This is a genomic window from Pseudoalteromonas sp. MM17-2 (genome assembly GCF_022347945.1).
Taxonomy (GTDB): Bacteria; Pseudomonadota; Gammaproteobacteria; order Enterobacterales; family Alteromonadaceae; genus Pseudoalteromonas; species Pseudoalteromonas ruthenica.
On record NZ_JAKRFV010000013.1, the window covers coordinates 15,875 to 40,553 of the forward strand.

A 24,679-nucleotide genomic window follows, 5' to 3' on the forward strand; every position below is an offset into this window, starting at 1 on the left:
TTTAGTTAACGCTGGAGCGCCCAGCGTAATGTTTTAGCATGCTTGGCACGTCTAGAATTAAGGCTATGCCACCGTCTGAGGTAATTGTCGCTCCGGCCATACCTGGTGTGCCTTGCAGCAACGCATCCAGAGGCTTTATGACTACTTCCTCTTGACCAATCAGCGAATCCACCACAAAGCCGACCTTTTTAGTACCAATTTGAACGATGACGACATGACCTTCGGCTTTACGTTGGGTGCGGTCCGCCCCTTTGACTAACCAATGCTCTAAATAAAATAGTGGTACAGCTTTTTCACGCACAATAATGGTGAGCTGGCCATCGACAATGTTAGTTTTGGTCAAATCAAGGTGGAAAATCTCACTAACAGCCGCCAATGGCAGAGCAAAGGTTTGTTCACCAACAATCACCATCAGCGTTGGCAAAATAGCAAGCGTCAGCGGTACTTTGATATCTAGACGGGTACCAACACCGAGCTGTGAGTCGATATTAATGGTGCCGTTAAGCTGGCTGATCTTGGTTTTCACCACATCCATACCCACACCACGCCCAGAAATATCAGAAATTTCCTCTTTGGTGGAGAATCCAGGGGCAAAAATAAGGTTATAGGCTTCCGTGTCACTCAACCGAGCGGCTTGGTCGTGATCAATAACCCCTTTGCTAATAGCGATTTTCTTCAGTTTTTCGGCATCCATCCCAGCGCCATCATCGTGGATGCTCAGGAGAATGTGGTCGCCTTCTTGAGAAGCCGATAAGCGTACCGTACCGGTGCGAGGTTTACCTGCTGCTTCTCGAACGTCAGGCATCTCAATACCATGGTCCACTGAGTTACGTACTAAGTGCACAAGTGGGTCAGCGAGGGCTTCGACAAGGTTTTTATCTAAATCAGTCTCTTCCCCTTCAAGGACCAAGGAAATATCTTTTTGTAAGCTGCGGGCAAGGTCACGTACCACACGTGGGAAGCGGCCAAATACTTTCTTAATTGGCTGCATCCGAGTTGCCATCACCGCACCTTGTAGGTCGGCGGTGACCACGTCAAGATTCGAGATAGCCTTACCCATAGCTTCACTGTTGTTATTATTCGCTAAGGTAATAAGACGATTACGCACCAATACCAGCTCACCCACCATATTCATGATCTGATCTAGTCGTTTGGTATCGACACGCACTGTCGTTTCTGCTTGTGGCGGTGGTGCGGCTTTAGGTGCCGGTTTTTTGGCATCCCCACTGCTAGGCGGGGTGCTCCCCTTAGCCGTGCTTGGCGCTGGTTTTGCGGCCGCTGGGGCTTGACTAGGCGCTGGCGTTGCCGGCGGTGTATCTTTAGCTTTACTTTGGCTTACTGGCGCCGCAGGCTTTTCAACGGGCGCTGGCGAAGCGTCTGCCGAGCTTGCTTTAGGCGCATTGCCTTTGCCGTGCAGTTCATCAAGTAGCGCATCAAATTCATCTTCGGTAATGTCTTCATCATCACCACTGGCCGACTCTGATTCGCCCGATGTAGTCGGTGCACTCTGCTGCGCAGCCCCCTGCTCGTCGGCGCTCGGCGCGGAACCATTATCGCTAATGGCACCAAAGCTGCCTGCGCCATGTAATTCGTCTAGTAGCGAGTCAAACTCATCATCGGTAATATCTTCATCATTACCGGATGCCTCAGCATCCGCTGACCCTTCACCCACAGACGGGCCTTTGCCTTGGCCGTGCAATTCATCGAGCAAGCTTTCGAATTCATCTTCGGTGATTTCGTCGATCGCTTCGCCTTCGTCACTGCCATCACTTGGCGCATCGAACAAAATATCATCGCTAAAATCATCGGCCCCTGGTGCGACATTTTCAGGCACAGGTTCGGGTTCAACAACAGGTTCACTCGGAGTTGCGGCAGGTTCAGGCACGGCAATAGGTGCCTCATCTTCGGATTCAGGTTCGCTCAGTTTATGCAATACAGCAAGTAACTCAGGGTCTGCAGGTTGCGGCTGCTCTCGTGCTTGAATAAGCGCAAACATGTCGTTAATTGTATCGAGCGCTTGCAGGATCACGTCCATCAGCTCAGAAGTAACCTGGCGCTTACCTTGGCGCAGAATATCAAACACATTCTCAGCACCATGACAGGCATCCACCAGCTCATTCATGCCAAGGAACCCAGCTCCCCCTTTAACAGTGTGGAAGCCCCGGAAGATAGCGTTGAGCAAGTCTTTATCATCAGGGTTATTTTCAAGCTCTACTAACTGCTCAGAGAGCTGCTCCAATATCTCACCTGCTTCGACTAAAAAGTCCTGTAAAATATCTTCATCTACTTCAAAGCTCATGCAGCCGCTCTCCTCTTTAGAAGCCTAAACTAGACAACAAGTCGTCTACTTCATCTTGGCCTGAGACCACGTCATCACGTGATTCTGTGTCTATAATTGGCCCTTCTGGACCTTCTGCGTTCACAGCTGGTTTTGCTTTTTGTTGTTCAACCACCGGTTCTTCACCTTCGTTGCCTGCAAACACAGTTAATAAATTAATAAGGCTGTCTTCTACCTCGCGCACCAGCTCGATTACGCGGCGAATTACTTGCCCTGTTAAATCTTGGTAGTCTTGCGCCATCAGCACATTGTTAAGAAGGTCATGCAGCTCCACTGTGCTGCCTTGAGAGCGGTTCATAAAACTATCGAGCTGATGACACAACTGCTTGAACTCACCTAATTCGAGATCACGACGCATCAATTTATCCCAAATGGGTTTAATTTGATGTAGTTCAGTGGATAGCTGCTCAGCGATGGGCAAACTGGCTTCCACGGCATCCATGGTTTTGTTTGCCGCCTGCTCGGTCATTTCCATCACATAATTAAGACGCTGCTTAGCATCGGGAATAGCTTCTTGCGTGAGGTCGTTCAAGCGCGTATCGAGTTGGAAATTCTTCAACGACTCGTGAAGCTGCCGCGTCAACTTGCCAACCTCAGCAAACAGTTCGGACTGTTCCTTGGAGGCAGCATCGAGGATCAGCTGATCGGCTTTCTCCTGCTCACCTTGTTCAAGAAACGATACAAGCTGTTTGGCTTGCTCTAGGGTAATGTGAGGTGCAGCGGGAGCTGACATAAACCTCTCCTTCTCGGTTAACCTAAGCGCTCAAATACTTTATCCAGCTTGGTTTTTAATGTAGCTGCGGTAAAGGGCTTAACGATGTAACCGTTCACGCCAGCTTGGGCAGCGGCAATGATTTGTTCCTTCTTCGCCTCTGCAGTTACCATCAGTACTGGAATGTGCTTTAAGCTGTCGTCGGCGCGAATTGCACGGAGCAAATCGATACCCTGCATACCTGGCATGTTCCAATCGGTAACCACAAAGTCAAACTCTTGGTTTTGCAACATGGGCAGCGCGGTACTACCATCGTCCGCTTCTTGCACGTTGGTAAAGCCTAAATCACGCAATAGGTTTTTAATGATTCTTCTCATAGTGGAAAAGTCATCGACCACGAGAATTTTCATGTTTTTATCCAAAGTATCCTCCAGTGAGGTATGAACCTTTATTCTTACTACTAATTGACCCAGTCATTGACTTTCGCTTTGAGCTTAATCATTGCCTGACCATGTATCTGACTCACACGGGACTCACTTACGTCCAGTATTTGCCCAATTTCTTTTAAATTCATTTCATCGTTATAGTACAACGATAATACCAATGCATCACGCTCGGGGAGAGAATTAATTGCCGCTACTAATGCTTGGTTAAAGCGTTCGTTGTGAACGCTGGTGTAGGGCCGCCCCGTTTGAGATTGTTCACTGCTCGGGGTGAGTACATCTTCATCGACACCTAAGTCTTCGATACCGAGCACTTTAGAGCAATTAACATCGTTTAAAATATGATGGTATTCATCGAGCGAAATATCAAGTTTTTCAGCTACTTCAACATCCTTTGGTTCCCGACCTAGGGAAGTTTCCAATTCATGTACAGCGGTAGCTACAGCGCGGCTATTGCGGTGTACCGATCGTGGAGCCCAATCTCCCCGTCGTACTTCATCAAGCATCGCACCACGAATACGAATACCAGCAAACGTCTCAAAGCTGGCGCCTTTACTGGCATCAAAGGTTTTTGATGCCTCAATGAGGCCAATCATGCCGGACTGAATGAGATCATCGAGCTGCACACTCGCCGGCAGTCGCGCCAGCAAATGACATGCAACACGCTTGACCAGCGCGGCATGGCGCTCGACCAGAGTGTTTAATTGTAATTGATCTTGATATCCAGCCACTTTATTCATAAATCCGAACAACAGTTAATTATTGACCAGCTTTTCAATGAAGAACTCCAAATGCCCCGATGGTTGATTAGGGGTTGGCCATTTTAATGCCTTGCCAGCGAGACTTTTCAGCGATACCGAAGCAGGTGAGTTAGGGAATAACTCCACAACGGCTTTCTGGCGACGCGTTGATTTACGCATGTTTTCATCATAGGGCACGGTGGCCACTAATTCGAGCGCCACATCTAAAAATCGGTCGGTTACTTTGGAGAGTTTGGCAAATAAGTCTTGCCCTTCACGCTGGCTGCGCACCATATTGGCAACGACTTTGAATTTGTATACGCCATGTTCACGACTAAGCACCTTGATCAGCGCGTAGGCATCGGTAATCGAAGTTGGCTCATCGCAGACCACCACAACAACATCTTGCGCAGCACGCGAGAAGCTCAGTACCATATCGGAGATACCGGCGGCGGTGTCAACAATGAGGACATCAAAGTCGTTATCGAGCTCGCTAAACGCACGGATTAAACCTGCATGCTCTGCGGCACTCAGTTCAACCATGCTCTGTGACCCCGATGTTGCCGGAGCAATACGAATGCCCGCAGGCCCAGTTACCAGTATATCGCGCAGTTCGCACTCACCACTTAGAACATGAGAAAGGTTCTTTTCAACACGCAGACCAAGCATAACGTCACAGTTTGCCAGTCCTAGGTCAGCATCTAACACTAAGACACGTTTGCCTTGCTGACCCATGGCAATAGCTAAATTCAAAGAGACATTGGTTTTACCGACGCCCCCTTTGCCACCGGTCACGGCGATTACCTTTACGCCTTGGCTATTGTTTTGATTCATTTTTCGAAGGCCACTTGCTTGATCGTGCACTGTGTTAATCATACATTCCTACTGCCTGAGACGCCACTGTTTGGCGCCCTGCTGGTGCCGCTGATTTTTGTGTTTTTTGGCGTTTGATAAACAATTGTTCAGCTTTTCTAACCATTTTTTCTGAGTTAGCAACGCGAATATCTTCTGGAACGCGTTGACCGTTAGTAAGATACCCTATTGGTAAGCGATTTTGAATCGCTACACTAATAATCTCGCCTAAACTTAGACTTTCATCAAGTTTGGTGAAAATACAACCACTTAAGTCAACTTTTTGGAAGTGCCTTACGGTTTCTTGAAGCACTTCATGTTGTGCTGTGGCACTGAGCACTAAATAGCTACGAATATCGACTCGCGTACTGCGCATGAGCGTGTTTAATTGCTCACTTAAACGTAAATCGCGCTGGCTCATTCCCGCTGTGTCAATTAATACTAGACGTTTATTGCGTAATTGATAAAGCACATCGGCCAATTCATTGGCATCTTTTACTTGCTTCACAGGGCAACCAATGATGCGTCCATAAGTTGCTAGCTGCTCGTAAGCACCGATACGGTATGTATCCGTGGTGATCAGCGCAACCTTGTCAGCGCCGTATTTTTGCGCCCCTAATGCGGCCAGTTTTGCAACCGTCGTGGTTTTGCCCACGCCAGTAGGACCGACTAACGCATATACGCCGCCATGACGTAAAATCTCATTATTGGTGGTGTGTAGCTGCTTTTGCACCATATCCAGGGCTGCACTCCATGCCTGTTTGCGCGATACATCGTCTGGTACATAACGCACCAACTGCTCAGCCACTTCAGTGTCGATGCCCATGCCCTGCAAGCGCTCGATAAAGCAGGCACGAGTTGGGTCGCGGCGCGCCCGGTCCTGATGTAATAAGCCGGATACTTGATGTTCAAGAAGCTGACGAATGGCATTCATCTCATCGCGCATGGCACTGATCTCTTCGCTTTCCATGGCCTCTTGCTGCACAGAATCGTTGGGCTGGCGGTGCAGCTCGTCAAAACCGTCACCGTCTAAATCATCACCCATAGACTGCGCTGCAGCGCGGGCTTGAGTTGGCTCTGCTAGCATTGGCTGCGGAGCATAGTGATTGGCCGGCGCGGCCCGGCGCTGAGGCTGTTCAACGGGCTCTTCAGGCGCGCTCATATCAATACCTGATTGCGAAAACATGTCGGCGAGAGCAGCATTCTTTGGTTTCGGGCTCTGACGCTCTAACAACGCCTGTAATGAATCGGCCACACCATTGTGGCTTTGCGGCTCAGGACGTTGCGTACGTGTTTGTGGGCGCACCATACGCTGCTCAGTGGCGCGCGGCTGCATTTGCTGCTGGGGAGCGCTTTTCGGTGCAGCTGCTGGGCGTTCATGGTCAATAGCAGCAACGATTTCAACGCCATCTGCAAGCTTTTTGTTCGACATGATCACCGCGTCAACACCCAGCTCATCTTTTACTTCTTTCAGTGCTGTACGCATATCTTTAGCAAAAAAGCGTTTGATTTTCATAATATTACCCTCTCACAACCGGCTTTCCGATCTATTGCTGTCCAACGGAGCTAACAATCTTAATTTGACGCTCATCGGGCACTTCTTGGTAAGACATCACCTTCAGCCCAGGGATGGTGTGCTTCACAAAACGTGATAACACTGTACGAAGCATCCCGGAGGTCAATAAGATGGAAGGTTCACCCGACATTTCTTGGTTCTGGTGGGCTTCGCTTAAAGAGGCCTGTAGCCGCTCTGCCAAGCCTGGCTCAATGCCAGCACCCTCATCTCCTGCGTTCTGAAGCGACTGATGCAACATCTGTTCCAACTCAGGCGCCAATGTTATGACAGGAATTTCTGGCGTAGCGCCAACCGCATCTTGCACAATCAAACGACGCAATGAAATACGTACCGCTGCGGTTAATACATCTGGGTCTTGGCTGCGCGGACCATACTCTACGAGTGTTTGCACTATGCTACGCATATCGCGAATAGCAACGCCTTCATTGAGGAGATTTTGTAGTACTTTCACTATTGTAGTCAGCGGTAACACATCTGGTACTAGACCTTCTACTAGACGCGGATGGCTTTTCGCTAGCATATCAAGCAGACTCTGTACTTCTTCATGGCCCAATAGCAGTGAGGCGTTATTAGTGAGTAACTGGCTAATGTGGGTCGCCACTACCGTAGCAGCATCAACGACGGTGTAACCTAAAGACTGTGCTTCATCTTTTTGCTCTGGTTTGATCCACACCGCATCCAGACCAAAAGCCGGATCTTTGGTAGCCACACCATTGATTGGGCCAAAGACTTGACCCGGGTTGATGGCCAGTTCATCACCATGACTGAGTTCACCATCACCGCTGGACACGCCCATTAGGGTAATACGATAGGCATTAGGGTCTAACTCTAAATTATCGCGAATATGAACAGGCGGTACTAAAAAGCCCAGTTCCTGTGAGAGCTTCTTACGGACCCCTTTAATGCGGCTTAACAATTCTCCACCTTGGGCCTGATCCACCAGCGGGATCAAACGGTAGCCTACCTCCAAACCGATGACATCGACTTGCTGCACATCGTCCCAGCCCAATTCTTTTGGTTCGTCGTGGGTGGCAACATTGCTGCCAGGGCCCTGCTCAGCTTCTTGTTGCTCCTGTTCAGCAGCAAGTTTTGCCTGCTTTTGCGAATAATAAGCAACAAAACCAAGTAAGCCACCCAAGCCTAAAAACGCCACATGCGGCATCCCCGGTACCAACCCCATAGTGATGAGAATACCGGATGCTATCCACAGTGCTTTGTCATTGCCAAGCTGGGTTTTAACTTGATCGCCCATATTGTGTGATTCATTTTGGCGAGTTACGACGATAGCAGTACCGATTGATAGCAACAGCGATGGCAGCTGCGCCACGAGGCCATCACCAATGGTGAGTAAGGTGTACACTTCCATGGCCTGAGAAAAGCTCAAGTCATGTTGGATCATACCGACAAATAACCCGCCAACGATATTGATCACTAAGATAACGATACCCGCAATGGCATCGCCTTTTACGAACTTACTGGCACCGTCCATCGAACCGTAAAAGTCCGCTTCACGGGTGACTTCTTCACGCCGCTCCCGCGCTTGCTCGGCGCTGATAAAACCCGCGTTCAAATCGGCATCAATGGCCATTTGTTTACCGGGCATCGCATCGAGGGTAAAGCGGGCAGACACTTCTGATATACGTCCGGCCCCTTTGGTGATAACCACGAAGTTGATAATAATTAAGATCAGAAAGACAACCAGACCCACGGCATAGTTACCGCCGATCACCACCGAGCCGAAGGCTTCAATTACTTTACCGGCCGCGTCCCCGCCTTGGTGGCCCTCTAATAACACCACCCGCGTACTGGCAACATTAAGCGCCAGACGCATAATGGTCGCGACTAAAAGCACCGCTGGGAACATACCAAATTCAAGCGGTTTCATGGTGTAGACCGTAACTAACAGCACCACCAAGGCCAGCGCAATATTAAACGAAAACAGAATATCCAGTAAAAATGGCGGCATAGGTAATACCACCATTGCCAGTGCGGCGAGCACCAACAACGGCGTACCTACGCCTTTTGCATATTCTTTTTTATCGCGATTAAGCTGGGTGAGAACGGCCTTAAAATCCATAAATGCTACAGCAATAAATTGACACTGCAGTCATCAAAGCAAGGAGTAGGCCAGTTTTTTATATCTTATATTTCAGTTGGTTAATACTTGAATTCATCAGGAATAGGTAGTTTGTCCGCCAGTTTAGAAGGCCGGCGACCGCGTCCTTTTTCAAAGCGTTTCAGCTGATACACATAGGCCAACACTTGCGCGACGGCGGTAAATAGCTGCTCGGGAATTTGTTCGCCTACTTCGGTGGTATGATAGAGCGCCCGTGTTAGCACTGGAGATTCTACCAGCGGGACGTCATTCCCCTTGGCTATTTTACGAATTTGTAAGGCCATTTCATCGGCCCCTTTAGCCAATACTATTGGCGCACCGGCTTTTTCAGTATCGTATTTTATCGCTACCGAGAAATGCGTCGGGTTAGTTACCACCACATCAGCATCAGGCACATCTTGCATTTGCCGACGTTGTGACATTTCCCGCTGGGTTCGCCGAATACGCGCTTTGATCTGCGGGTCACCTTCGGAATTTTTATACTCGTCTTTAACTTCTTGTAAGGTCATCTTCAACTGTTTATGGTGGTTGTGCGCCTGATAAGGCACATCCACCGCCGAGACAACAATCATGGTGCAACTCAATGCTAGAAACATCCACGCAATAATTTCCAACGCGTGAGCTATATTGTTCGGTGGCGTTTCGATACTCAAATGCAGAATTTCGTAAAAATACATTTTGATCAAAAACACCGCACACGCTGCAACTAGCCCGAATTTGAGCAGCGCTTTTATCAGCTCAACTGCTGCTTGCGGCCCAAGTATACGTTTGAACCCTTTCATCGGCGACATCTTACTGGCTTTGGGTGCCATCGCTTGCCATGAAAAGTTAAACCCTCCAAGCATGGTATTACCAATAAACGCGGCGATAACTATAACCAGTACAAACATGCTCATGGGGTAGAGCAATGAATCCGCTACCGCCCCCCATGCCGCAAACATCTTGGTGGTGTCATAAGTTTCGTTGCGACTCAGCGATAGCATTCGCTTCATGACTGTGTGTAAACCACGACCAATATCGGGGCCATAAATGAGCAAAGAAACCGCCGACATAATCAATACAAAGGTGGTACCCAACTCTTTTGAGCGTGCTATTTGGCCCTTTTTCTTCGCCTCTTGTAGCTTTTTCGGCGTGGGCTCTTCGGTACGTTCTTGACCTGAATCTTCTGCCATAACAACTCCTAAGGACTACAGCCTGCCATCGAGCAAAGTAGCTCAACCATGCGTAACCACTGCGCCTCAAACTGCGCCATGAAGTTTCCTAGGGTTGCCCAGATAATGGTTAATCCCGCCACTAGGGTAAAGGGAAAACCAATTGAGAAGATATTTAATTGCGGTGCCGCTCGCGTCATCACGCCAAAAGATAAATTAATGACCAACATCGCAGTAAGCGGCGCCAACGCCAATACCAAAGCGGTGGTAAACATCCACCCGCCCCAGGTAACGATATCCCAGTAGTGATCAACCGCCCACCAAGTGCCGTCTATAGGGACCGCGATAAAGCTGTGTACAATCATTTGGATCATCATCAAATGACCGTTAAAAACAAAAAATAATAAGGTGGTGAGAATTAAATAGAACTGCCCCACCGCCGGCACGCTTAGGCCATTTGAGGGGTCAACCACCGAGGCAAAACCCAAGCCCGTTTGCATTGCTAAGATTTGCCCGGCGAGAATGAAGGTATTCAATAATAACTGCGAGGCAAAGCCCATAGCCACACCAATGAGCAGTTGTTGCAGTACCACAAACACCATTTCCAACGAAAACAAGTTGGTGAACTGAGTAGGAGGCAATACCGGCACCGCAACAAAGGCAATCACCAAGGCCAAGCCAAGCTTAATACGCGAAGGGACATTGCGTGCCCCTATCCCAGCCATGACCATCAACATTGCCAGTATACGGACTAAGGGAAGTAAGTAGTCACTTAGCCACTGAACAATGACGGCAAAGGGGTATTCCATGGTTATCCCGCAATTTCAGGTATCGACAGCACTAAGCGGTTAAAGAAGTCCATAAGTTCCTGCGTAAACCAGTGGCCACCGATAATAAGTGCACTTAGGGTGACGAGTAAACGAGGTAAGAAGCTCAAGGTTTGCTCATTGATTGAGGTCGCCGCTTGGAATACCGCAACAATCAAACCAACAATCAAACTAGGGACAATGATCGCCGACACCAACTTTATCACCAAAAATAAAGCATCACTGAGAATATCGACAAAAACGCCCGGCTCCATTGTTACACTCCCAACCCAAAGCTACGTGCCAAGGTGCCCATTACCAATGACCACCCATCCACTAATACAAATAGCATAATTTTAAAAGGTAAGGAGACAATCATGGGCGAGAGCATCATCATACCCATGGCCATCAACACACTGGCCACGACTAAATCGACGATAAGGAAGGGAATGAAAAACATAAAGCCAATAATAAACGCGGTCTGCAATTCGCTGGTGACAAATGCGGGGATCACCACAATAAAAGGGGTGTCCGCAGGCGAGTCTAGTTTCTCATAACCGGCTATTTGCGCAAAAGTTTCTAAATCTTTTATCCGTGTTTGTGAAAGCATAAAAGCCTTCATCGGCTGCTTAGCGGCTTCCAGCGCCTGCATAGAGGACATTTCTTCGTCTAGGTAAGGCTGAATCGCTTGGTCGTGCACCTGATTGTATATCGGTGCCATAATAAAAATACTCAGAAACAAAGACATACCCAGCAGCACTTGGTTCGAAGGGGTTTGTTGCAAGCCGATGGCTTGACGCAATATCGCCAACACCACAATAATACGGGTGAATGAGGTCATCATAATAACGGCGGCAGGGATAAAACTTAGCGCCGTCATAATCGCTAATACTTGCAAGGTGACTGAGTAATCCTGCGTGCCGTCGGCATTGGTGGTTACGGTCACGGCGGGAAGCCCCTGCTCTGCAAAAGCAGTCGGGCTTAAAAGCATAGCAAAAAGAAGTATTAGCCAGTATTTCATTATCTTAGGTCTTTTTTTTAGTATTGAGTATGTGGCTGAGTTGCTTTGCCAGTGGCGCCATCTCGCGCTCTTTGAGCGGCGTTTCCAGCTCATATAAGTAATTGATGGCACCTGGCGTAACGCCTAATAAATGTTGCTTATTATCGATTTCTACCACCAATAACCGCTCTTTAGTCCCCAGTGGCAAAGTGCGTATAACTTTAAAATCGTCATTATTGGCCATATTCGGATTAAAGCGCTTAAGCATATAAGCTAATGCGATAATTGTCCCGACCACCAACAACAGCGACAACAACATAGACATAACATTGAGATTAAGCCCCGCGCCAGGCTGGGCAGCACCATTTTGCGCATAAACGGGAAGCGCCACGAGGGCAAAAAGCGAGGCCAATGCTTTCATCGTAGTTTTTTGATCCGCTCTACTTGGCTAATCACGTCGGTTAAGCGAATACCAAACTTATCGTTCACCACCACCACTTCACCGTGCGCAATCAAGGTGCCATTCACTAATACATCCAATGGCTCGCCAGCAACGCGATCAAGTTCAACCACTGAGCCTTGGTTAAGCTGCAGCAAATTTCGGATATTGATTTTAGAGCGGCCCACTTCCATAGAAATGGTCACCGGAATATCTAAAATGGTATCCAGCTTACGCTTTTCCTCTGGCGTGACCTCATCGCGCTCTTCGGAGAGCTCGTCTAGCTCTGCAACCTGGGCATCGTCGCCACCGCCTTGTTCACCTTCTTCGGCTTCGGCTAGGGCTGCGGCCCATTCATCCATGGTATCTTGATCATCACTCATTACATACAACCTCTGTTGCTAGGCGCGCATGTGCGCACCTTTTTACCAATCTAAATCTACGCCTTCACTTAAATGCAGATCTTCCTCAAGCTCGGCTAATTCAGCATCTGAGTCGAGCTTTTTACCGCCTTTCGTAAACACATGAAGTTCCGACTTCACCGATTCTGGGCGTTTAATCTTTTCACTAATTTGCAATGCCACCATATCCCGAGAGCGGCCCATCTTCGCGCGGAAGGTCGGTAAGTCTTCAACAAACACGGTGATATGCTCAGGCATTTCTACTGGAATAATGTCTCCAGCTTTGAGCTCCATAATCTGCTCAAGACTCAAGTCTACCTCTAATAACCGTGTCGATAAGTCGACTTCAACATCCATAATTTCATCGCGCAGAGCTTTAGACCAGCGTAAATCAGTGTCTTCAGTATCAGACTGTACACCGGCATCAAGCAGCTCACGGATGGGTTCCAACATGGAATATGGCAGGGCAATATGGAAGTCGCCACCGCCACCATCAAGCTCAATATGGAACGAGCTGATCACCACCACTTCAGTGGGGCTGACAATATTGGCCATCGCCGGGTTTACTTCCGAGTCTAAATACTCGAACGACACATCCATCACCGGAGCCCACGCTTCTTTGTAATCCTCAAAGATGATTTTCAGCAGCATCTGTACAATACGGCGTTCGGTAGGGGTGAATTCACGACCTTCAATTTTGGCATGATAACGACCATCACCGCCAAAGAAGTTATCTACCAATATAAATACCAGCCGCGCTTCCATAGTAATCAGCCCGGTGCCTTTTAAAGGGCGAAAGCGCACCATATTCAAACTGGTGGGAACAAACAAGGTGTGAATATATTCACCAAATTTAATCATTTGCACGCCGTTGATGGACACTTCAGCGGTGCGACGCATCATATTAAATAAGCTGATGCGCATATGTCGGGCAAAGCGCTCATTGACAATCTCAAGCGTTGGCATACGCCCACGGACAATACGATCTTGTGAAGAAAAGTCATACTGCAGCGCGCTCTCGCCACTGGCACTGGCACCCTCGGAGGTATCCTCTTCTTCGACATCGTCTACCCCGTGCAGTAGCGCGTCAATTTCGTCTTGAGATAATAAGTCGCTCACATCTACCCCTTACTGCATTACAAAGCCGGTAAAGAGCACTCGCTCTACGACTTTCGAACCCTCTACGCCTTCGAGGGCTTGTTGTACTTGCGTAAGCGCTTCGTCACGCAAAGATTCTTTACCTGCTGCAGTGCTTAGTTCATCGGCATTGGTACCGGCGAACACACTTAATAATGTGCCTTCAATAAGTGGAATATGCTTTTTAGCGGCCTCTTCGTTCCCTTCGCCACGCACTAGTAGCTGTACTTTAATTTGTACTATGCGGTCACGTGCAGCGCCCGGTACATTGAATACGAAAGGACGAGGCATACCCACATACAATGCACTGCCAAGCTGTGCACTCGGTGCTGCACCACCTTGCTCTGATGCACCGCCTTGCTCTTGTTCCAGTGTAGCAGGCGCCGGGTCGTCGCCCCCAGCAAACAGGAAGTAGCCCGCACCACCACCGACTAATAGCACTACAACAGCAATGATTATAATCAGTTTTTTCTTTGAGCCGCCGCCTTCTTCTATTTGCAGGTCGGTTTGCTTATCATCGGCCATAGGTTGCCTCGAATAAAATCACTTAACTGTATAATAGCAATAGTTATTACGCATAGAAATCAATTCCTTGTTCCATTGGCGCGTTTTTCTGCTGTTGCTCTAAGCCATGGTTTTCATCATTGCTTGCTTGCTCTGTCAGTGGGCCATGCTCGCTGCCTTGACCTTGCTCACCATCGTGCTGCGCACTTTGCTGGTTTTGCTGCTCGACGTTGGTATCACCCAAAGATAATCCCTGCTGCGCTAGTAGATCTCTTAATCGCGGCATCGCCTGCTCTAGCGCTTCTTTAGCTTGTTGATTTTGCACTACAAAATTAACATGTGCTTGTTCTCCCTCACTGCGTACCCGCACCTGCATACTTCCTAGCTCCGGTGGATCAAGACGGATTTCGGCTTCTTGGTTATTGAGGTTAAGCATCATATTAACGCGCTGCTGTATTTGCTGCGCGGCGTCGTTTTTAGTGATATTAATTGCTTGCAGTAGTGCCGGATCCAGCGCCATACGCTGAGTTTGCCCTTGAGCTTGGCTGTGCTGCGTACTTTGCATGGCGGCTTGTTGCACCTGCTGCCAATGTGCGAGGTCCGCCTCAATTGCACTGCTGAGCTCGGTATTGCCTTGCGCGTGCGCCACTAAGGCACTGGCAAGCTGGGTCACTTTAGACTGAGCGCTCAAAGCACTGGCTGAAGGTTGAGCGCTCTCTCCTTGAGTACCTTTACTTGGCGAAACCGCCTTATCCCCTGACTCAGCCATAGGCTCGGCGCTGAATTTACTCGCTGATAGATTAGTTTGCTTGTCCCCTTGTGGCTGAGCCGCTTTCATTTGTGCATCGCTCAACATTGGATTAACCGCTGCTTGAGTCGTTTTGCTGGCACTGGGCCCGCCTTGGTCGACTTCAACTTTGGCTGCTGCCAATATATGCTGAGTTTGAGTTTGGGATTGGCGTTGCTGTTGCTCTGGGTTTAATGACCCTGGCACCGCGCTCGCGGTACTATTTTTTGCATCAGACTTAGCAGCCTCTGCACCAAGGGCTTTGCCATCAGCGAGTACTTTATTCAGTTCTTGCTGAACATCACTGGCAACCTTAGTTGAATTATTTAGTTTGCTGGCATCCTCAGCACTGCGCGCTGCTACACTCTCGGCTGGACGCTGCACCTGTTCACTGGCTTTTGCCATGGATAACTCTTTGGCTTGCACGGCAATACGTTCAGCATCGCTCAGGCCTGACTGCCCTGGGGTGGCCACTAACTGATTCAGTTGTGTCTCTATGCTAGCCAAGGCTTTTGCGTCTATCCCTGCTGCCGAGGCCATTTGCTGTAGTTGCACACTCAACTCACTGCGCTGTGCCGGCGTTAAACGGGCAAGCGATTGTTTAAGCTCGATTGGCAGCTTAGCAATAAAGTCGACATCAATATCATCACTGAACCCGGTACCATTAAGAGCACTGCCCACTTCTTTGGCAACCGCAGAGAGCTCCGTGCTCATCGATAATTGCGCAAAAAGTTGCTGATAAAAGTCATCTTCACTAGCCGCTATGGGAGTGGTCTGCGCCACCTCTTCGCTAGGCTGCCCTGCATGACTAGGCGGCTCAGCGCCATCAGCTGCATCACCCTCACCATCAAAGACCGTTGCTGATGGTTCTTTATCACTACTTTGCTCGTTAACCTTTTCCGCTGATTTATCAACACTTTGTTCGGTTTCTTGAGTCTTTTTTTGGGGCTCTTTTGAATCACTTTTTTGACCCACAAAGCCACCAATGGCCTGCTTTTCATCCTCTGGGGAGCGCTTCACACGGTCTTGGCGTTGCTGCTCTTGAGAATAGAATTGCGCAAACTCTTTCTCACCAGAGTCGTAAGTGGATGAAGCACCCTTATCTTGGCTCTGTCCCGATTGGGGAAGGACAATTACTGATTCTACCTGTGTCATCATATGACCCCTTCAAAGGTGGCAAAGCAGTGCCGCTTTGCAAGGTTAACTAAGCTTTTAGAAAATTACAGCAAGTTACATACCAGTTTCGCCTGAACGCCGTCGGGCATAAAACTGATTGGTAGCGAATTCATCCAACATTTTTTGCTCTGCTTTCGCTAACTTCGCTTGTTGCTTAAGTTTTTCTTTTTCAATTAACTTGGCTACGGCTTCAGTACGTACCCGCTGTTGACGCCATTGTGATTGGCGCTGCTCCGTGACTCTGTGGGCAGTTTCAACCACCTGTGTTTGCTGCTCAATGGCTTGGTCTATTTTGCTGATGAAGTTTTGGTAGTGACTAAACCCAGCGCTGGATAGGCCGGCCTGTGCCTTTTGCGTCAGTTGTGAAAAATACTCTTGGCGAAACTGGTTAAGTCCATTGAGCTTTTGCTGATGAGACTGCCAGTGCTGTTGCGCGCCTAGAAAGTCGGCACGCAGTTTTTCTTCTTTGTCCGATTCAAGTTTATAAAGCAGCGCCAGCTTAGCCATGGTTGCCTCCCTGCCCTAGTAAATTAGCTAACGACGTTAAACACTCATCGTAAGGCACTACATCCTTCATTCCCTGGCGTAAAAAGTTATTAATACGCGGCATCATATCAATGGCTTGGTCGAGTATCTGGTCGGTGCCTTTTTGATATGCGCCTAGGGTGATCATGTCTTTGTTTTCATTGTACATTGCCACCACTTGCTTGATTAACCGCGCTTGCTGCATATGTTGCTCTGAGACCACTTGTGGCATCACCCGACTAATCGATTTTTCGATATCAATGGCCGGGTAATGGCCACTGTCGGCAAGCTCTCGTGAGAGCACAATATGGCCATCTAAAATAGCTCGTGCGGCATCAGCAATCGGGTCTTGCAAATCATCCCCCTCTGACAACACCGTGAAAAAGGCAGTAATGGCGCCTTGGCCTTCACCGCCATTACCCGCACGCTCAATCAGAGCAGGTAGCTTGGCAAACACCGAAGGGGGATAGCCTTTAGTTGCGGGTGGTTCACCAACGGCGAGTGCTATCTCCCGTTGTGCCATGGCATAACGAGTGACCGAATCAAGTAATAACAATACATTGAGGCCTTGGTCGCGAAAATATTCGGCAATAGTGATGGCGCTTTCACAGCCTTTTAGACGCATCAATGGCGATGCATCAGCCGGCGCCGCCACCACCACAGAACGACGACGCCCTTCTTCACCCAGGATTTCCTCGATGAACTCTTTAACTTCACGGCCACGCTCACCCACTAAACCAACCACAATAACATCGGCCGCGCTGCCTCGGGTCATCATCCCTAACAATACCGACTTACCCACGCCACTACCGGCAAACAAGCCCATACGTTGGCCTTGACCCACGGTGATAATGGAGTTGATAGCACGCACGCCCACGTCCATAGGTTGGCTTATTTGTCGCCGTGCTAAAGGATTGATGGTGTTTTTGGCAAAGTGAGTAAACTCCTCGCAGCGCAGTGGCCCGAGTCCATCTAAAGGGCGCCCCAAACCATCGACCACACGTCCGAGTAAGTTCATCCCTACTGGCAGCCCTTGCTGCTTGTGTTGAGGGATAACGCGGGCTCCTGGCAACACCCCAGAGATACGGTCATTGGGCATTAAATAAAGCACGTCGTCGTTAAATCCCACCACTTCGGCATCGACTAAGCCTTGGTTCGTTTCGACCTGACACTGGCTACCCAGCGGTGCTTGCAGCCCTTTTGCTTCAAGGGTCAGGCCAACAACGCGGGTCAAGCTCCCCGCTACCGCGACCTGAGGTTGATGGATGTGTTTACGCTGCTGGTGCAAACGCTCACTTAATGAAGTTGTCATGATTTTGGCTCATCACGTACATGGACACCGCTGTCGTGCAAAAACGGTTCCAGTACTTGTTGGATTCGCAACCCTAATGTGAAGTCGATAGATGAACGCTGTTGCTTGATTTTACAATCACCGCGCGCCAAAGTCGGCTCACCTAGTAACTGCCAATGGCGATTGTCCAACTCGGTATCACTGAAGTGTGACGTCACTATCGCTAAATCATCTGGATGGAGGCTGATTTGACACATTGCCTCATTACTTGGCAAGGCTTCGGTTGCCGCGCGAAGCGCATTTAAAATAGTGTCGGGGTTGGTTTTTAGCTCACTCAAGGTAATGGCTTTGGCTAACTCGCTGGCGAGAAAGATCAGCTCATGTTCAACCTGCTCATCAATGTGTTTGGCGGGTTCATCAAGCGCTTCTAACGTGCTTTTTAACGCATCCAGCTGCTCGTCAATGATGGGCTTCGCATCTTCAAGCCCTTGCTCTTTGCCTTGCTTTAGCCCTTCTTGAAACCCCGCTTCTTTGCCTTCACTGGCACCTTTATCAAATCCGTCAACGTAGCCTTGTTCATGCCCCTGTTTGAGGCCCTCTTCGTAGGCGTCTTGGCGAATTTGCTCTAACTCTTCAAGGGTCAGTTTAGGAAAGTCGGTCTCCTCAGGGGTCAGGATCTCTTCGCCATCGCTCTGCTCATCTTCCTCGACATGCTTTTTATAAAGCTGTTCGAGCGGTGTCCCAAAGGCGGTTGAACGCCCTTGATATTTCTTTGGATCTGCACTGACATCGGGAATAGGCCAGTTCTGCAGCAGTTCATCTGCTGCCTCACTGGCGTCTAATCGTTGCCCACGACGTAATTTTGACTCACTCATGGTTTAGAGGAACTCCTCGCCACCACCACTACCAAGCATAATTTCACCGGAGTCGGATAAGCGTCGCGCCGTAGAGAGAATCTCTTTTTGCGCCGCTTCCACTTCGCTGATACGCACAGGACCCATGGCTTCAAGGTCATCACGCAGCATATCGGCTGCCCGTTTGGACATATTGGTGAAGATTTTCTCTTTCAGTCCGTCATCGGCACCTTTGATTGCCTTCATCAGCACATCTTGCTGTACTTCGCGTAGGATGGCCTGAATGCCTCGGTCGTCGACATCCATAAGGTTCTCGAAGACGAACATAAGATCTTGAATTTGCTGTGACATTTCTTCGTCGTGCTCGCGAATAGAGTCCATTAACTGGCCTTCGACATTGGTATCGAGGTAGTTCATGATATCGGCCGCCGCTTTCAGGCCGCCCATCTTCGCAGCTTGTGCCCCGGCTTGACCTGCAAATTGCTTCTCCATAATCTCGTTGAGCTCTTGCAACGCTGCTGGCTGCACCTCTTCGAGGTTGGCAATCCGCATGGTTAAATCCAAACGTACTTTCTCTGGGAACTGGGCCAGAATTTCTGCACTTTGCTCTGGCTCTAGATAAGATAAAACGATGGTTTGAATCTGCGGGTGCTCGTTGCGAATAATGTTCGCCACCTGCTTGGAGTCCATCCATTTCAACGAATCAAGACCTTTCGCACCTGAGCCCATCACAATTTGGTCAATCAGGCTTGCCGCTTTATCTTCACCTAATGCGGCTGTCAGAGCTTTCTTAATAAAGTCTTCTGATTGGAAGCCAATGGTGCTGAACTGCTGAATTTGCTCAATAAACAGGTTGTGCACGGCGCTGATCTTATCCTGACTAAGGTCATCAAGCGCGGCCATGGTCATCCCCACCTTTTGCACTTGTTTGGGCTCAAGGTGTTTAAGAATTTGCGCGGCATCCTCTTCAGACAAGCTCAGTAGCAGGATTGCTGCTTTCTCTACGCCTTCGAGTTTATCAACATCGAAGCCGCTAGTTAGTTGCTGTTGTTCTTCAGTCATCTTCACTCAACCATGCTTTAACTACTTGCGAGGATAGTTCAGGCTCATTGGCAACCAAGGCGCGAACCGCTTTTAGGAGATCTTCATCACCATGTAAGTCTGGCAACTGCAGTGTCCCGTCGGAGGAGAAGCCCACCGCTGCCGAGTCGAAATCTTTGTTTAGCATCTCTAATGTACTATCACCGATATCAACACCCGAACTCAACGCATCTTCATTGTATTCTTCCAGTGTATCATCTGGGTAGATAAGTCGCTTAAGCATGGGGCGAACCACGGCAATGATCAACACGATTATCACTAATGCGCCCAGTGCTAAGCGCACTATCTTCATAAACCAATTTTGCTCCCACAGTGGCAGTTCAGCAACCGCACCTAAATCTTCACGTACAAAGGGGACACTTACGACTTCTAGAGCATCACCTCGCTGCATGTCGAAACCCACCCCTCCTTGTAATAGGCGACGAATATTGTTGAGTTCCTCGGCACTGCGCGGCGCACTGGTGGTTTGCCCATCCGCACCAGCTGTTTGTGTGTAATCCACAGCCACGGAAACACTGATACGGCGGATCACCCCAGTCTGCTTACGTTTATGAGAAATAGTGGTATCAAGCTCATAATTACGGGTCGCTTCTTTGTGGCTGCGCGACGGTGAGCGAGTTTGCGCACTTTGCTCGTCCAACGCATTCTCTGGAATGTTAGAGTTCACTGGCGGCTGATTTGTTAAAGCGCCAGGAATGCCGACCGCTAAGCCACCAATGTTATTCTCTTCTAATGTGGTTTCACTGCGCACCGCTGGCAAATCTGGGTTGTAACGCTTTTGAGTCTCTTCTACTGCGCTGAAATCCATGACCAAGTCGACCTGCGCAGTATAGTTACCCAGTCCGACCACCGGGATCATGATGCTATCAATTTTTTCTATATATTCCTGCTCTCGTTGACGCTCAATCTCATACTCTTTACGTGAGCGCGCCGATAACGAATTTTGTGAACCAGAGTTAAGCAGACGACCATTTTGATCAGTCACCGTAACCCGTTCAGGAGACAGTCCTTGCACGGCCGAGGCGACGATATCGACGATAGAGTCTATCTCTTCACTGTTGAGGTTACGGCCGCGTTTAACCGTCGCAACAACCGTTGCTGAAGGCTTCTTCTCAATACGAGCAAATACATTTTCTTTAGGAATGGCCAGTAATACTTTGGCGCGCGATACTTTATTAAGTTCTTCAATAGTGCGCGCAAGCTGCTGCTCGCGAGAGTGCTTGAGACGTTCACGTTCAAGACGCTGTGATACGCCAAATCCCATGTCTTGCATCAAGATATCGGTGCCCGATTGCGGGCCTTGAGTAAGCCCCTCTCGGGCCATATTTAGTTTTATATCTTGATAGGCATCTTCGGCAACCATGATCACGTTGCCATCGAGTTCATAATCGATTTTTTGCGCGTCCAAGAAATCCAAGGTCTGAATCAATTCCTCGGTAGGCATTTTACCTAACGGGCGCATATCAGGCTGACGCGCCCAAATAATGATAAAAATAGCGATGGCCAAGCAAATAGCCAAAGCGATGATCAGCGTCACCTGTCGTAGCATATCCACGCCGTTGAGGGCGCTTAAATAGCCAGACTTTTGTTCTTGCTGTTCACCCGAGGAGTCGGTGTTCATGTCAACACCGCCATCGGCAAGGGCTAAATCTGTTGATTGGTTTGCTTGTGCCACAACTGTTCTCCGCTATCCGTTATACAGGCATGTTCATGATGTCTTTGTAGGCTTCCACTAGCTTGTTACGAACCTGCACAGTGGCCTCAAATGCGACAGAGGATTTTTGCGATGCGATCATTGCTTCGGCAAGAGAAACGCGGCGATCACCCATCTCCACAGCAACCACTTTCGATTTAGCATCTTGCTGTAGGTTATGAACATTATCGATTGCGCTACTTAGTAGCTCACCAAATTGGCTGGTCGATGTTTGCGGCACTTGGTTTTGTGCCTCTTTCAATGGGTTACGAGCTTGCGCTTCTTGCGCGAGCGACTGCATTTCTTGAAATAATGAGTTGGCTTGGACTTTCATCTTGGGCATCACTCAGTTAATTAAACTTACCCTGAACGATGCACAAGTCATGCCAACAAAATATCGTTATTTAACAGTCGCTTATTGTTATTTTAATTTTGACACTGAGGAATTAAGCGAGCTATATTTTTGACGCCCACAAGAAAGCCCGAGCATATCCCGGGCTGAAATAGAACATTATGACGAGACTATGCAGGAAGGTGGATCCCCTGCTCGCGCATTTGCGCTATTTTGTAGCGCAAGGTACGCGGGCTGATCCCTAAGGCATCAGCAACATCCTTACGTTTCCCGTTGAAGCGCGCTAAGGTATCGAGAATTATTTTGTGCTCTTTGTTTTTAAGCTCATCTTTAAAGTTATGGGCTTGGTCTACACCTTGGGGTGATGCCATTGGCAGCTCATCATAGTGTTGATTGAGCGCAGAGGGCATATCTTGGTGCGCATTGAACTCTACTTCATCATCAGTGACGAACTCTTCGATATAAATGGCGCTGGCGTGCACCTCGTCACCGGATTTTAAGATCAGCGCACGCTGAATAACATTATCAAGCTCACGCACATTTCCCGGCCAAGTATGCGCCATTAAGCGCTCTTTGGCATCGGCACTGAGCGAAGCAGTCGCTTGTTTGCTAGCTTGGCAATGACGCTCCAATAAATGTTCAGCCAGTGGAATAATATCCCCGGGGCGCTGATTGAGCGGCAACCAGGTCAGCGGGAACACGTTTAGGCGATAATATAAGTCTTCCCGGAATATACCGGCTCTGACCGCTTCTTTGAGGTCACGGTTTGAGGTGGCCAACACCCGTACGTTGAGCTCAATGGTTTTGCGACTCCCTAAGCGCTCAACCTCGCGCTCTTGCAATACACGTAGCAATTTCGCTTGTAGGCCTAAATCCATTTCAGTAATTTCATCAAGTAAAATGGTGCCATTTTGTGCTTGCTCAAATTTACCTGGACAGGCATTCACAGCGCCAGTGAACGCGCCTTTCTCGTAACCGAACAAAGTCGATTCAAGCATGTTTTCGGGAATGGCTGCACAATTGATAGCGATAAATGGCGCCTCTTTACGCGGCGATTGGTCGTGAATATAGCGCGCCAATACCTCTTTACCACTCCCGCTTGGGCCCATCACCATGACACTCGCGTCACTGTCAGCCACTTTATTGGCTAAATCGAGTAGCGCCAAACTTTTGGCATCGGCGACCACCGGGCCACTTTGGCTAGCCGTCTCATTAGGTAAATAACGACTCACTAAATTCAGTAAAACCTCGGGGGCGAATGGCTTTGCCATATAGTCGATGGCACCCAGACGCATCGCTTCGACCGCGTCATCAATAGTGGCATAGGCCGTCATCATTAATACCGGCATGTCTGGATAGTTAAGCTTGATGCTTTTTAGTAATTCAATGCCATTAATACCGGGCATCTGCACATCACTGACCACTAGAGCAACACTGTGCTCTTTTAGCATCATGATTGCTTCTTCACCACTTTTTGCTGCAATGCAGCGAATATCTGACAGTGTTAATGTATCGATTAGGGCTTCGCGTAACCCCTTGTCATCCTCGACAACAAGTACATAGTTATTCATTGCTCTGCTCCTGGGTATTGCTGTGCAAAACAGGAAGCGTTAGCGTAAATTGCGCGCCACCGTTTTGAAGGTTCTCTACTTTTATTTGCCCCTTATGGGCATTCACCACTGAGGCAACCACAGCCAGACCTAAACCTGTGCCCCGACGCTTAGTGGTAAAAAAAGGCTCAAAAATTTTGTCAATAATCTCTTCGTTGATCCCTGGGCCATTATCGCTAATGATGATATCGACATAATCACTGTTCGTGCGTTGACGACGTGCCTGCATCTTAATGTGCGCACCACTGCCTATCACCTGTAAGCTATTGTGCACCAGGTTATTGATGGCACTGGCCAAAGCTGTACGATTGCCCATGACTTCGATATCGGGCTCAGGGAGCTGGACTTGTAGATGCGCTTCATGCTCGCTGAGCATGGCTTCACTGCCAGAATTTACATCATTGAGTAACTGCCCTAATGACATCGGCTCAACGACTTGCTGCTCACCACTTTTGGCAAACAACAGCATATCATTCACTTGGTTTTCCAAATCTTTCAAACGCGACATGAGCTTATCGTGACAGTGGGCGCGCGTTTGATTATTCAATCGCGACGAACCCAAATTGGCCCCATATAACATGGCTGCCGAGAGCGGTGTACGCACTTGGTGGGCTAAAGTAGCCACCATTTTGCCAAGCGCGCTTAAACGTTGCATATGCGCCACTCTTGACTGCAAACGGCGCGTTTCCGTTAAATCGGTCATTAAAATGAGCTGCCCAGGCTCGGGCGTGAGCGCGCGGATTTCTAGTTTTATACGCCGTCCATCGCGCAACGACACTTCATGGCCATCGTCCTGTTGCGGGCGGAATGAGCGCTGGATCACCGCAAACCATTTCTCACCTTCGAGCGGCTCGCCTAACATATCACTGGCAATTTGATTGGCTTTGGCTATCATTCCCTGTCCATCAAGCACCACCACACCCGCAGGCATGGTGTCGACTAAATGACTCAGCCAGCTGGCTTGTAGCCGCAAGTCGCTCAGCTCTCCAACATAAGCTTCTTGCGCTAATGCCGGGCTAAACTGGCCATGATGAAGGATTTGTGGGTTGATAACACTCGCTAATGCCATGATTTT

The 24,679-nt window shown here is 48.9% G+C and carries 24 protein-coding genes; all 24 read right to left on the reverse strand.

The annotated features are described in order from the left end of the window. Position 1: 1 nt before the first annotated feature. Positions 2–2,299 (reverse strand): chemotaxis protein CheA, encoded by a 2,298-nt coding sequence (locus MHM93_RS11615; RefSeq protein ID WP_239449238.1) that lies wholly within the window; start codon positions 2,297–2,299, stop codon positions 2–4. Positions 2,300–2,315: 16 nt separating this feature from the next. Further along, complete coding sequence (locus MHM93_RS11620) at positions 2,316–3,071, reverse strand: protein phosphatase CheZ (protein WP_022946904.1); 756 nt, start codon at positions 3,069–3,071, stop codon at positions 2,316–2,318. Positions 3,072–3,088: 17 nt separating this feature from the next. After that, positions 3,089–3,472, reverse strand: coding sequence for a chemotaxis response regulator CheY (gene cheY, locus MHM93_RS11625; protein ID WP_010560568.1), 384 nt, complete (start codon positions 3,470–3,472; stop codon positions 3,089–3,091). Positions 3,473–3,510: 38 nt separating this feature from the next. After that, positions 3,511–4,233 (reverse strand): RNA polymerase sigma factor FliA, encoded by a 723-nt coding sequence (locus MHM93_RS11630; RefSeq protein ID WP_022946905.1) that lies wholly within the window; start codon positions 4,231–4,233, stop codon positions 3,511–3,513. A gap of 15 nt (positions 4,234–4,248) precedes the next feature. Next, positions 4,249–5,109, reverse strand: a complete 861-nt coding sequence (locus MHM93_RS11635; RefSeq protein ID WP_022946906.1) for a MinD/ParA family protein — start codon at positions 5,107–5,109, stop codon at positions 4,249–4,251. Continuing rightward, entirely contained in the window at positions 5,102–6,601 is a 1,500-nt protein-coding gene (gene flhF / locus MHM93_RS11640; protein ID WP_239449239.1) for a flagellar biosynthesis protein FlhF, read from the reverse strand. Before flhF ends, MHM93_RS11635 begins: the two co-directional genes overlap by 8 nt. A gap of 31 nt (positions 6,602–6,632) precedes the next feature. Further along, complete coding sequence (flhA, locus tag MHM93_RS11645; protein WP_152441059.1) at positions 6,633–8,738, reverse strand: flagellar biosynthesis protein FlhA; 2,106 nt, start codon at positions 8,736–8,738, stop codon at positions 6,633–6,635. 80 nt (positions 8,739–8,818) lie between these two features. Next, complete coding sequence (gene flhB / locus MHM93_RS11650; RefSeq protein WP_022944828.1) at positions 8,819–9,949, reverse strand: flagellar biosynthesis protein FlhB; 1,131 nt, start codon at positions 9,947–9,949, stop codon at positions 8,819–8,821. Positions 9,950–9,957: 8 nt separating this feature from the next. Then, positions 9,958–10,737: a flagellar biosynthetic protein FliR gene (gene fliR / locus MHM93_RS11655; protein ID WP_022944829.1), complete on the reverse strand. Its 780-nt coding sequence runs from the start codon at positions 10,735–10,737 to the stop codon at positions 9,958–9,960. A gap of 2 nt (positions 10,738–10,739) precedes the next feature. Continuing rightward, positions 10,740–11,009: a flagellar biosynthesis protein FliQ gene (gene fliQ / locus MHM93_RS11660; RefSeq protein WP_138587836.1), complete on the reverse strand. Its 270-nt coding sequence runs from the start codon at positions 11,007–11,009 to the stop codon at positions 10,740–10,742. Positions 11,010–11,011: 2 nt separating this feature from the next. Beyond that, on the reverse strand, positions 11,012–11,755 hold the full coding sequence (gene fliP, locus MHM93_RS11665; protein ID WP_022944831.1) for a flagellar type III secretion system pore protein FliP: 744 nt from the start codon (positions 11,753–11,755) through the stop codon (positions 11,012–11,014). Between the two features lie 4 nt (positions 11,756–11,759). After that, positions 11,760–12,155, reverse strand: coding sequence for a flagellar biosynthetic protein FliO (gene fliO, locus MHM93_RS11670; RefSeq protein ID WP_239449240.1), 396 nt, complete (start codon positions 12,153–12,155; stop codon positions 11,760–11,762). After that, positions 12,152–12,556: a flagellar motor switch protein FliN gene (gene fliN / locus MHM93_RS11675; RefSeq protein ID WP_022944833.1), complete on the reverse strand. Its 405-nt coding sequence runs from the start codon at positions 12,554–12,556 to the stop codon at positions 12,152–12,154. Before fliN ends, fliO begins: the two co-directional genes overlap by 4 nt. Before the next feature lie 42 nt (positions 12,557–12,598). After that, positions 12,599–13,693, reverse strand: coding sequence for a flagellar motor switch protein FliM (gene fliM / locus MHM93_RS11680; RefSeq protein ID WP_022944834.1), 1,095 nt, complete (start codon positions 13,691–13,693; stop codon positions 12,599–12,601). A gap of 9 nt (positions 13,694–13,702) precedes the next feature. Then, positions 13,703–14,236: a flagellar basal body-associated protein FliL gene (gene fliL, locus MHM93_RS11685; RefSeq protein WP_053911139.1), complete on the reverse strand. Its 534-nt coding sequence runs from the start codon at positions 14,234–14,236 to the stop codon at positions 13,703–13,705. 46 nt (positions 14,237–14,282) lie between these two features. Continuing rightward, positions 14,283–16,160, reverse strand: coding sequence for a flagellar hook-length control protein FliK (locus MHM93_RS11690; RefSeq protein ID WP_239449241.1), 1,878 nt, complete (start codon positions 16,158–16,160; stop codon positions 14,283–14,285). A 72-nt stretch (positions 16,161–16,232) separates the two neighbouring features. Continuing rightward, a complete protein-coding gene (gene fliJ / locus MHM93_RS11695; protein ID WP_239449242.1) occupies positions 16,233–16,685 on the reverse strand; it encodes a flagellar export protein FliJ in 453 nt (150 codons plus the stop codon). Continuing rightward, the gene (fliI, locus tag MHM93_RS11700) at positions 16,678–18,015 is read right to left on the reverse strand and encodes a flagellar protein export ATPase FliI (protein ID WP_053911136.1); all 1,338 of its coding nucleotides are present in this window, start codon (positions 18,013–18,015) and stop codon (positions 16,678–16,680) included. The genes fliJ and fliI overlap by 8 nt, the downstream gene beginning before the upstream one ends. Next, positions 18,012–18,869 (reverse strand): flagellar assembly protein FliH, encoded by an 858-nt coding sequence (fliH, locus tag MHM93_RS11705; protein ID WP_239449243.1) that lies wholly within the window; start codon positions 18,867–18,869, stop codon positions 18,012–18,014. The genes fliI and fliH overlap by 4 nt, the downstream gene beginning before the upstream one ends. Positions 18,870–18,872: 3 nt before the next feature. Next, complete coding sequence (fliG, locus tag MHM93_RS11710; protein WP_022944841.1) at positions 18,873–19,910, reverse strand: flagellar motor switch protein FliG; 1,038 nt, start codon at positions 19,908–19,910, stop codon at positions 18,873–18,875. Continuing rightward, a complete protein-coding gene (gene fliF / locus MHM93_RS11715; RefSeq protein WP_022944842.1) occupies positions 19,903–21,624 on the reverse strand; it encodes a flagellar basal-body MS-ring/collar protein FliF in 1,722 nt (573 codons plus the stop codon). The genes fliG and fliF overlap by 8 nt, the downstream gene beginning before the upstream one ends. A gap of 19 nt (positions 21,625–21,643) precedes the next feature. Next, complete coding sequence (fliE, locus tag MHM93_RS11720) at positions 21,644–21,976, reverse strand: flagellar hook-basal body complex protein FliE (RefSeq protein WP_026111098.1); 333 nt, start codon at positions 21,974–21,976, stop codon at positions 21,644–21,646. A gap of 188 nt (positions 21,977–22,164) precedes the next feature. Then, positions 22,165–23,565, reverse strand: a complete 1,401-nt coding sequence (locus MHM93_RS11725) for a sigma-54 dependent transcriptional regulator (RefSeq protein ID WP_239449244.1) — start codon at positions 23,563–23,565, stop codon at positions 22,165–22,167. After that, positions 23,558–24,673: an ATP-binding protein gene (locus MHM93_RS11730; protein ID WP_239449245.1), complete on the reverse strand. Its 1,116-nt coding sequence runs from the start codon at positions 24,671–24,673 to the stop codon at positions 23,558–23,560. The genes MHM93_RS11725 and MHM93_RS11730 overlap by 8 nt, the downstream gene beginning before the upstream one ends. Positions 24,674–24,679: the final 6 nt, after the last annotated feature.

What these genes read in the sequence shown, in the direction of transcription:
- MHM93_RS11615 (WP_239449238.1), bottom strand. Translation starts at nt 2,299, where the DNA reads ATGAGCTTTGAAGTAGATGAAGATATTTTACAGGACTTTTTAGTCGAA.
- MHM93_RS11620 (WP_022946904.1), bottom strand. Translation starts at nt 3,071, where the DNA reads ATGTCAGCTCCCGCTGCACCTCACATTACCCTAGAGCAAGCCAAACAG.
- MHM93_RS11630 (WP_022946905.1), bottom strand. Translation starts at nt 4,233, where the DNA reads ATGAATAAAGTGGCTGGATATCAAGATCAATTACAATTAAACACTCTG.
- MHM93_RS11635 (WP_022946906.1), bottom strand. Translation starts at nt 5,109, where the DNA reads ATGATTAACACAGTGCACGATCAAGCAAGTGGCCTTCGAAAAATGAAT.
- flhF (WP_239449239.1), bottom strand. Translation starts at nt 6,601, where the DNA reads ATGAAAATCAAACGCTTTTTTGCTAAAGATATGCGTACAGCACTGAAA.
- flhA (WP_152441059.1), bottom strand. Translation starts at nt 8,738, where the DNA reads ATGGATTTTAAGGCCGTTCTCACCCAGCTTAATCGCGATAAAAAAGAA.
- flhB (WP_022944828.1), bottom strand. Translation starts at nt 9,949, where the DNA reads ATGGCAGAAGATTCAGGTCAAGAACGTACCGAAGAGCCCACGCCGAAA.
- fliR (WP_022944829.1), bottom strand. Translation starts at nt 10,737, where the DNA reads ATGGAATACCCCTTTGCCGTCATTGTTCAGTGGCTAAGTGACTACTTA.
- fliQ (WP_138587836.1), bottom strand. Translation starts at nt 11,009, where the DNA reads ATGGAGCCGGGCGTTTTTGTCGATATTCTCAGTGATGCTTTATTTTTG.
- fliP (WP_022944831.1), bottom strand. Translation starts at nt 11,755, where the DNA reads ATGAAATACTGGCTAATACTTCTTTTTGCTATGCTTTTAAGCCCGACT.
- fliO (WP_239449240.1), bottom strand. Translation starts at nt 12,155, where the DNA reads ATGAAAGCATTGGCCTCGCTTTTTGCCCTCGTGGCGCTTCCCGTTTAT.
- fliN (WP_022944833.1), bottom strand. Translation starts at nt 12,556, where the DNA reads ATGAGTGATGATCAAGATACCATGGATGAATGGGCCGCAGCCCTAGCC.
- fliL (WP_053911139.1), bottom strand. Translation starts at nt 14,236, where the DNA reads ATGGCCGATGATAAGCAAACCGACCTGCAAATAGAAGAAGGCGGCGGC.
- MHM93_RS11690 (WP_239449241.1), bottom strand. Translation starts at nt 16,160, where the DNA reads ATGATGACACAGGTAGAATCAGTAATTGTCCTTCCCCAATCGGGACAG.
- fliJ (WP_239449242.1), bottom strand. Translation starts at nt 16,685, where the DNA reads ATGGCTAAGCTGGCGCTGCTTTATAAACTTGAATCGGACAAAGAAGAA.
- fliI (WP_053911136.1), bottom strand. Translation starts at nt 18,015, where the DNA reads ATGACAACTTCATTAAGTGAGCGTTTGCACCAGCAGCGTAAACACATC.
- fliH (WP_239449243.1), bottom strand. Translation starts at nt 18,869, where the DNA reads ATGAGTGAGTCAAAATTACGTCGTGGGCAACGATTAGACGCCAGTGAG.
- fliG (WP_022944841.1), bottom strand. Translation starts at nt 19,910, where the DNA reads ATGACTGAAGAACAACAGCAACTAACTAGCGGCTTCGATGTTGATAAA.
- fliE (WP_026111098.1), bottom strand. Translation starts at nt 21,976, where the DNA reads ATGAAAGTCCAAGCCAACTCATTATTTCAAGAAATGCAGTCGCTCGCG.
- MHM93_RS11725 (WP_239449244.1), bottom strand. Translation starts at nt 23,565, where the DNA reads ATGAATAACTATGTACTTGTTGTCGAGGATGACAAGGGGTTACGCGAA.
- MHM93_RS11730 (WP_239449245.1), bottom strand. Translation starts at nt 24,673, where the DNA reads ATGGCATTAGCGAGTGTTATCAACCCACAAATCCTTCATCATGGCCAG.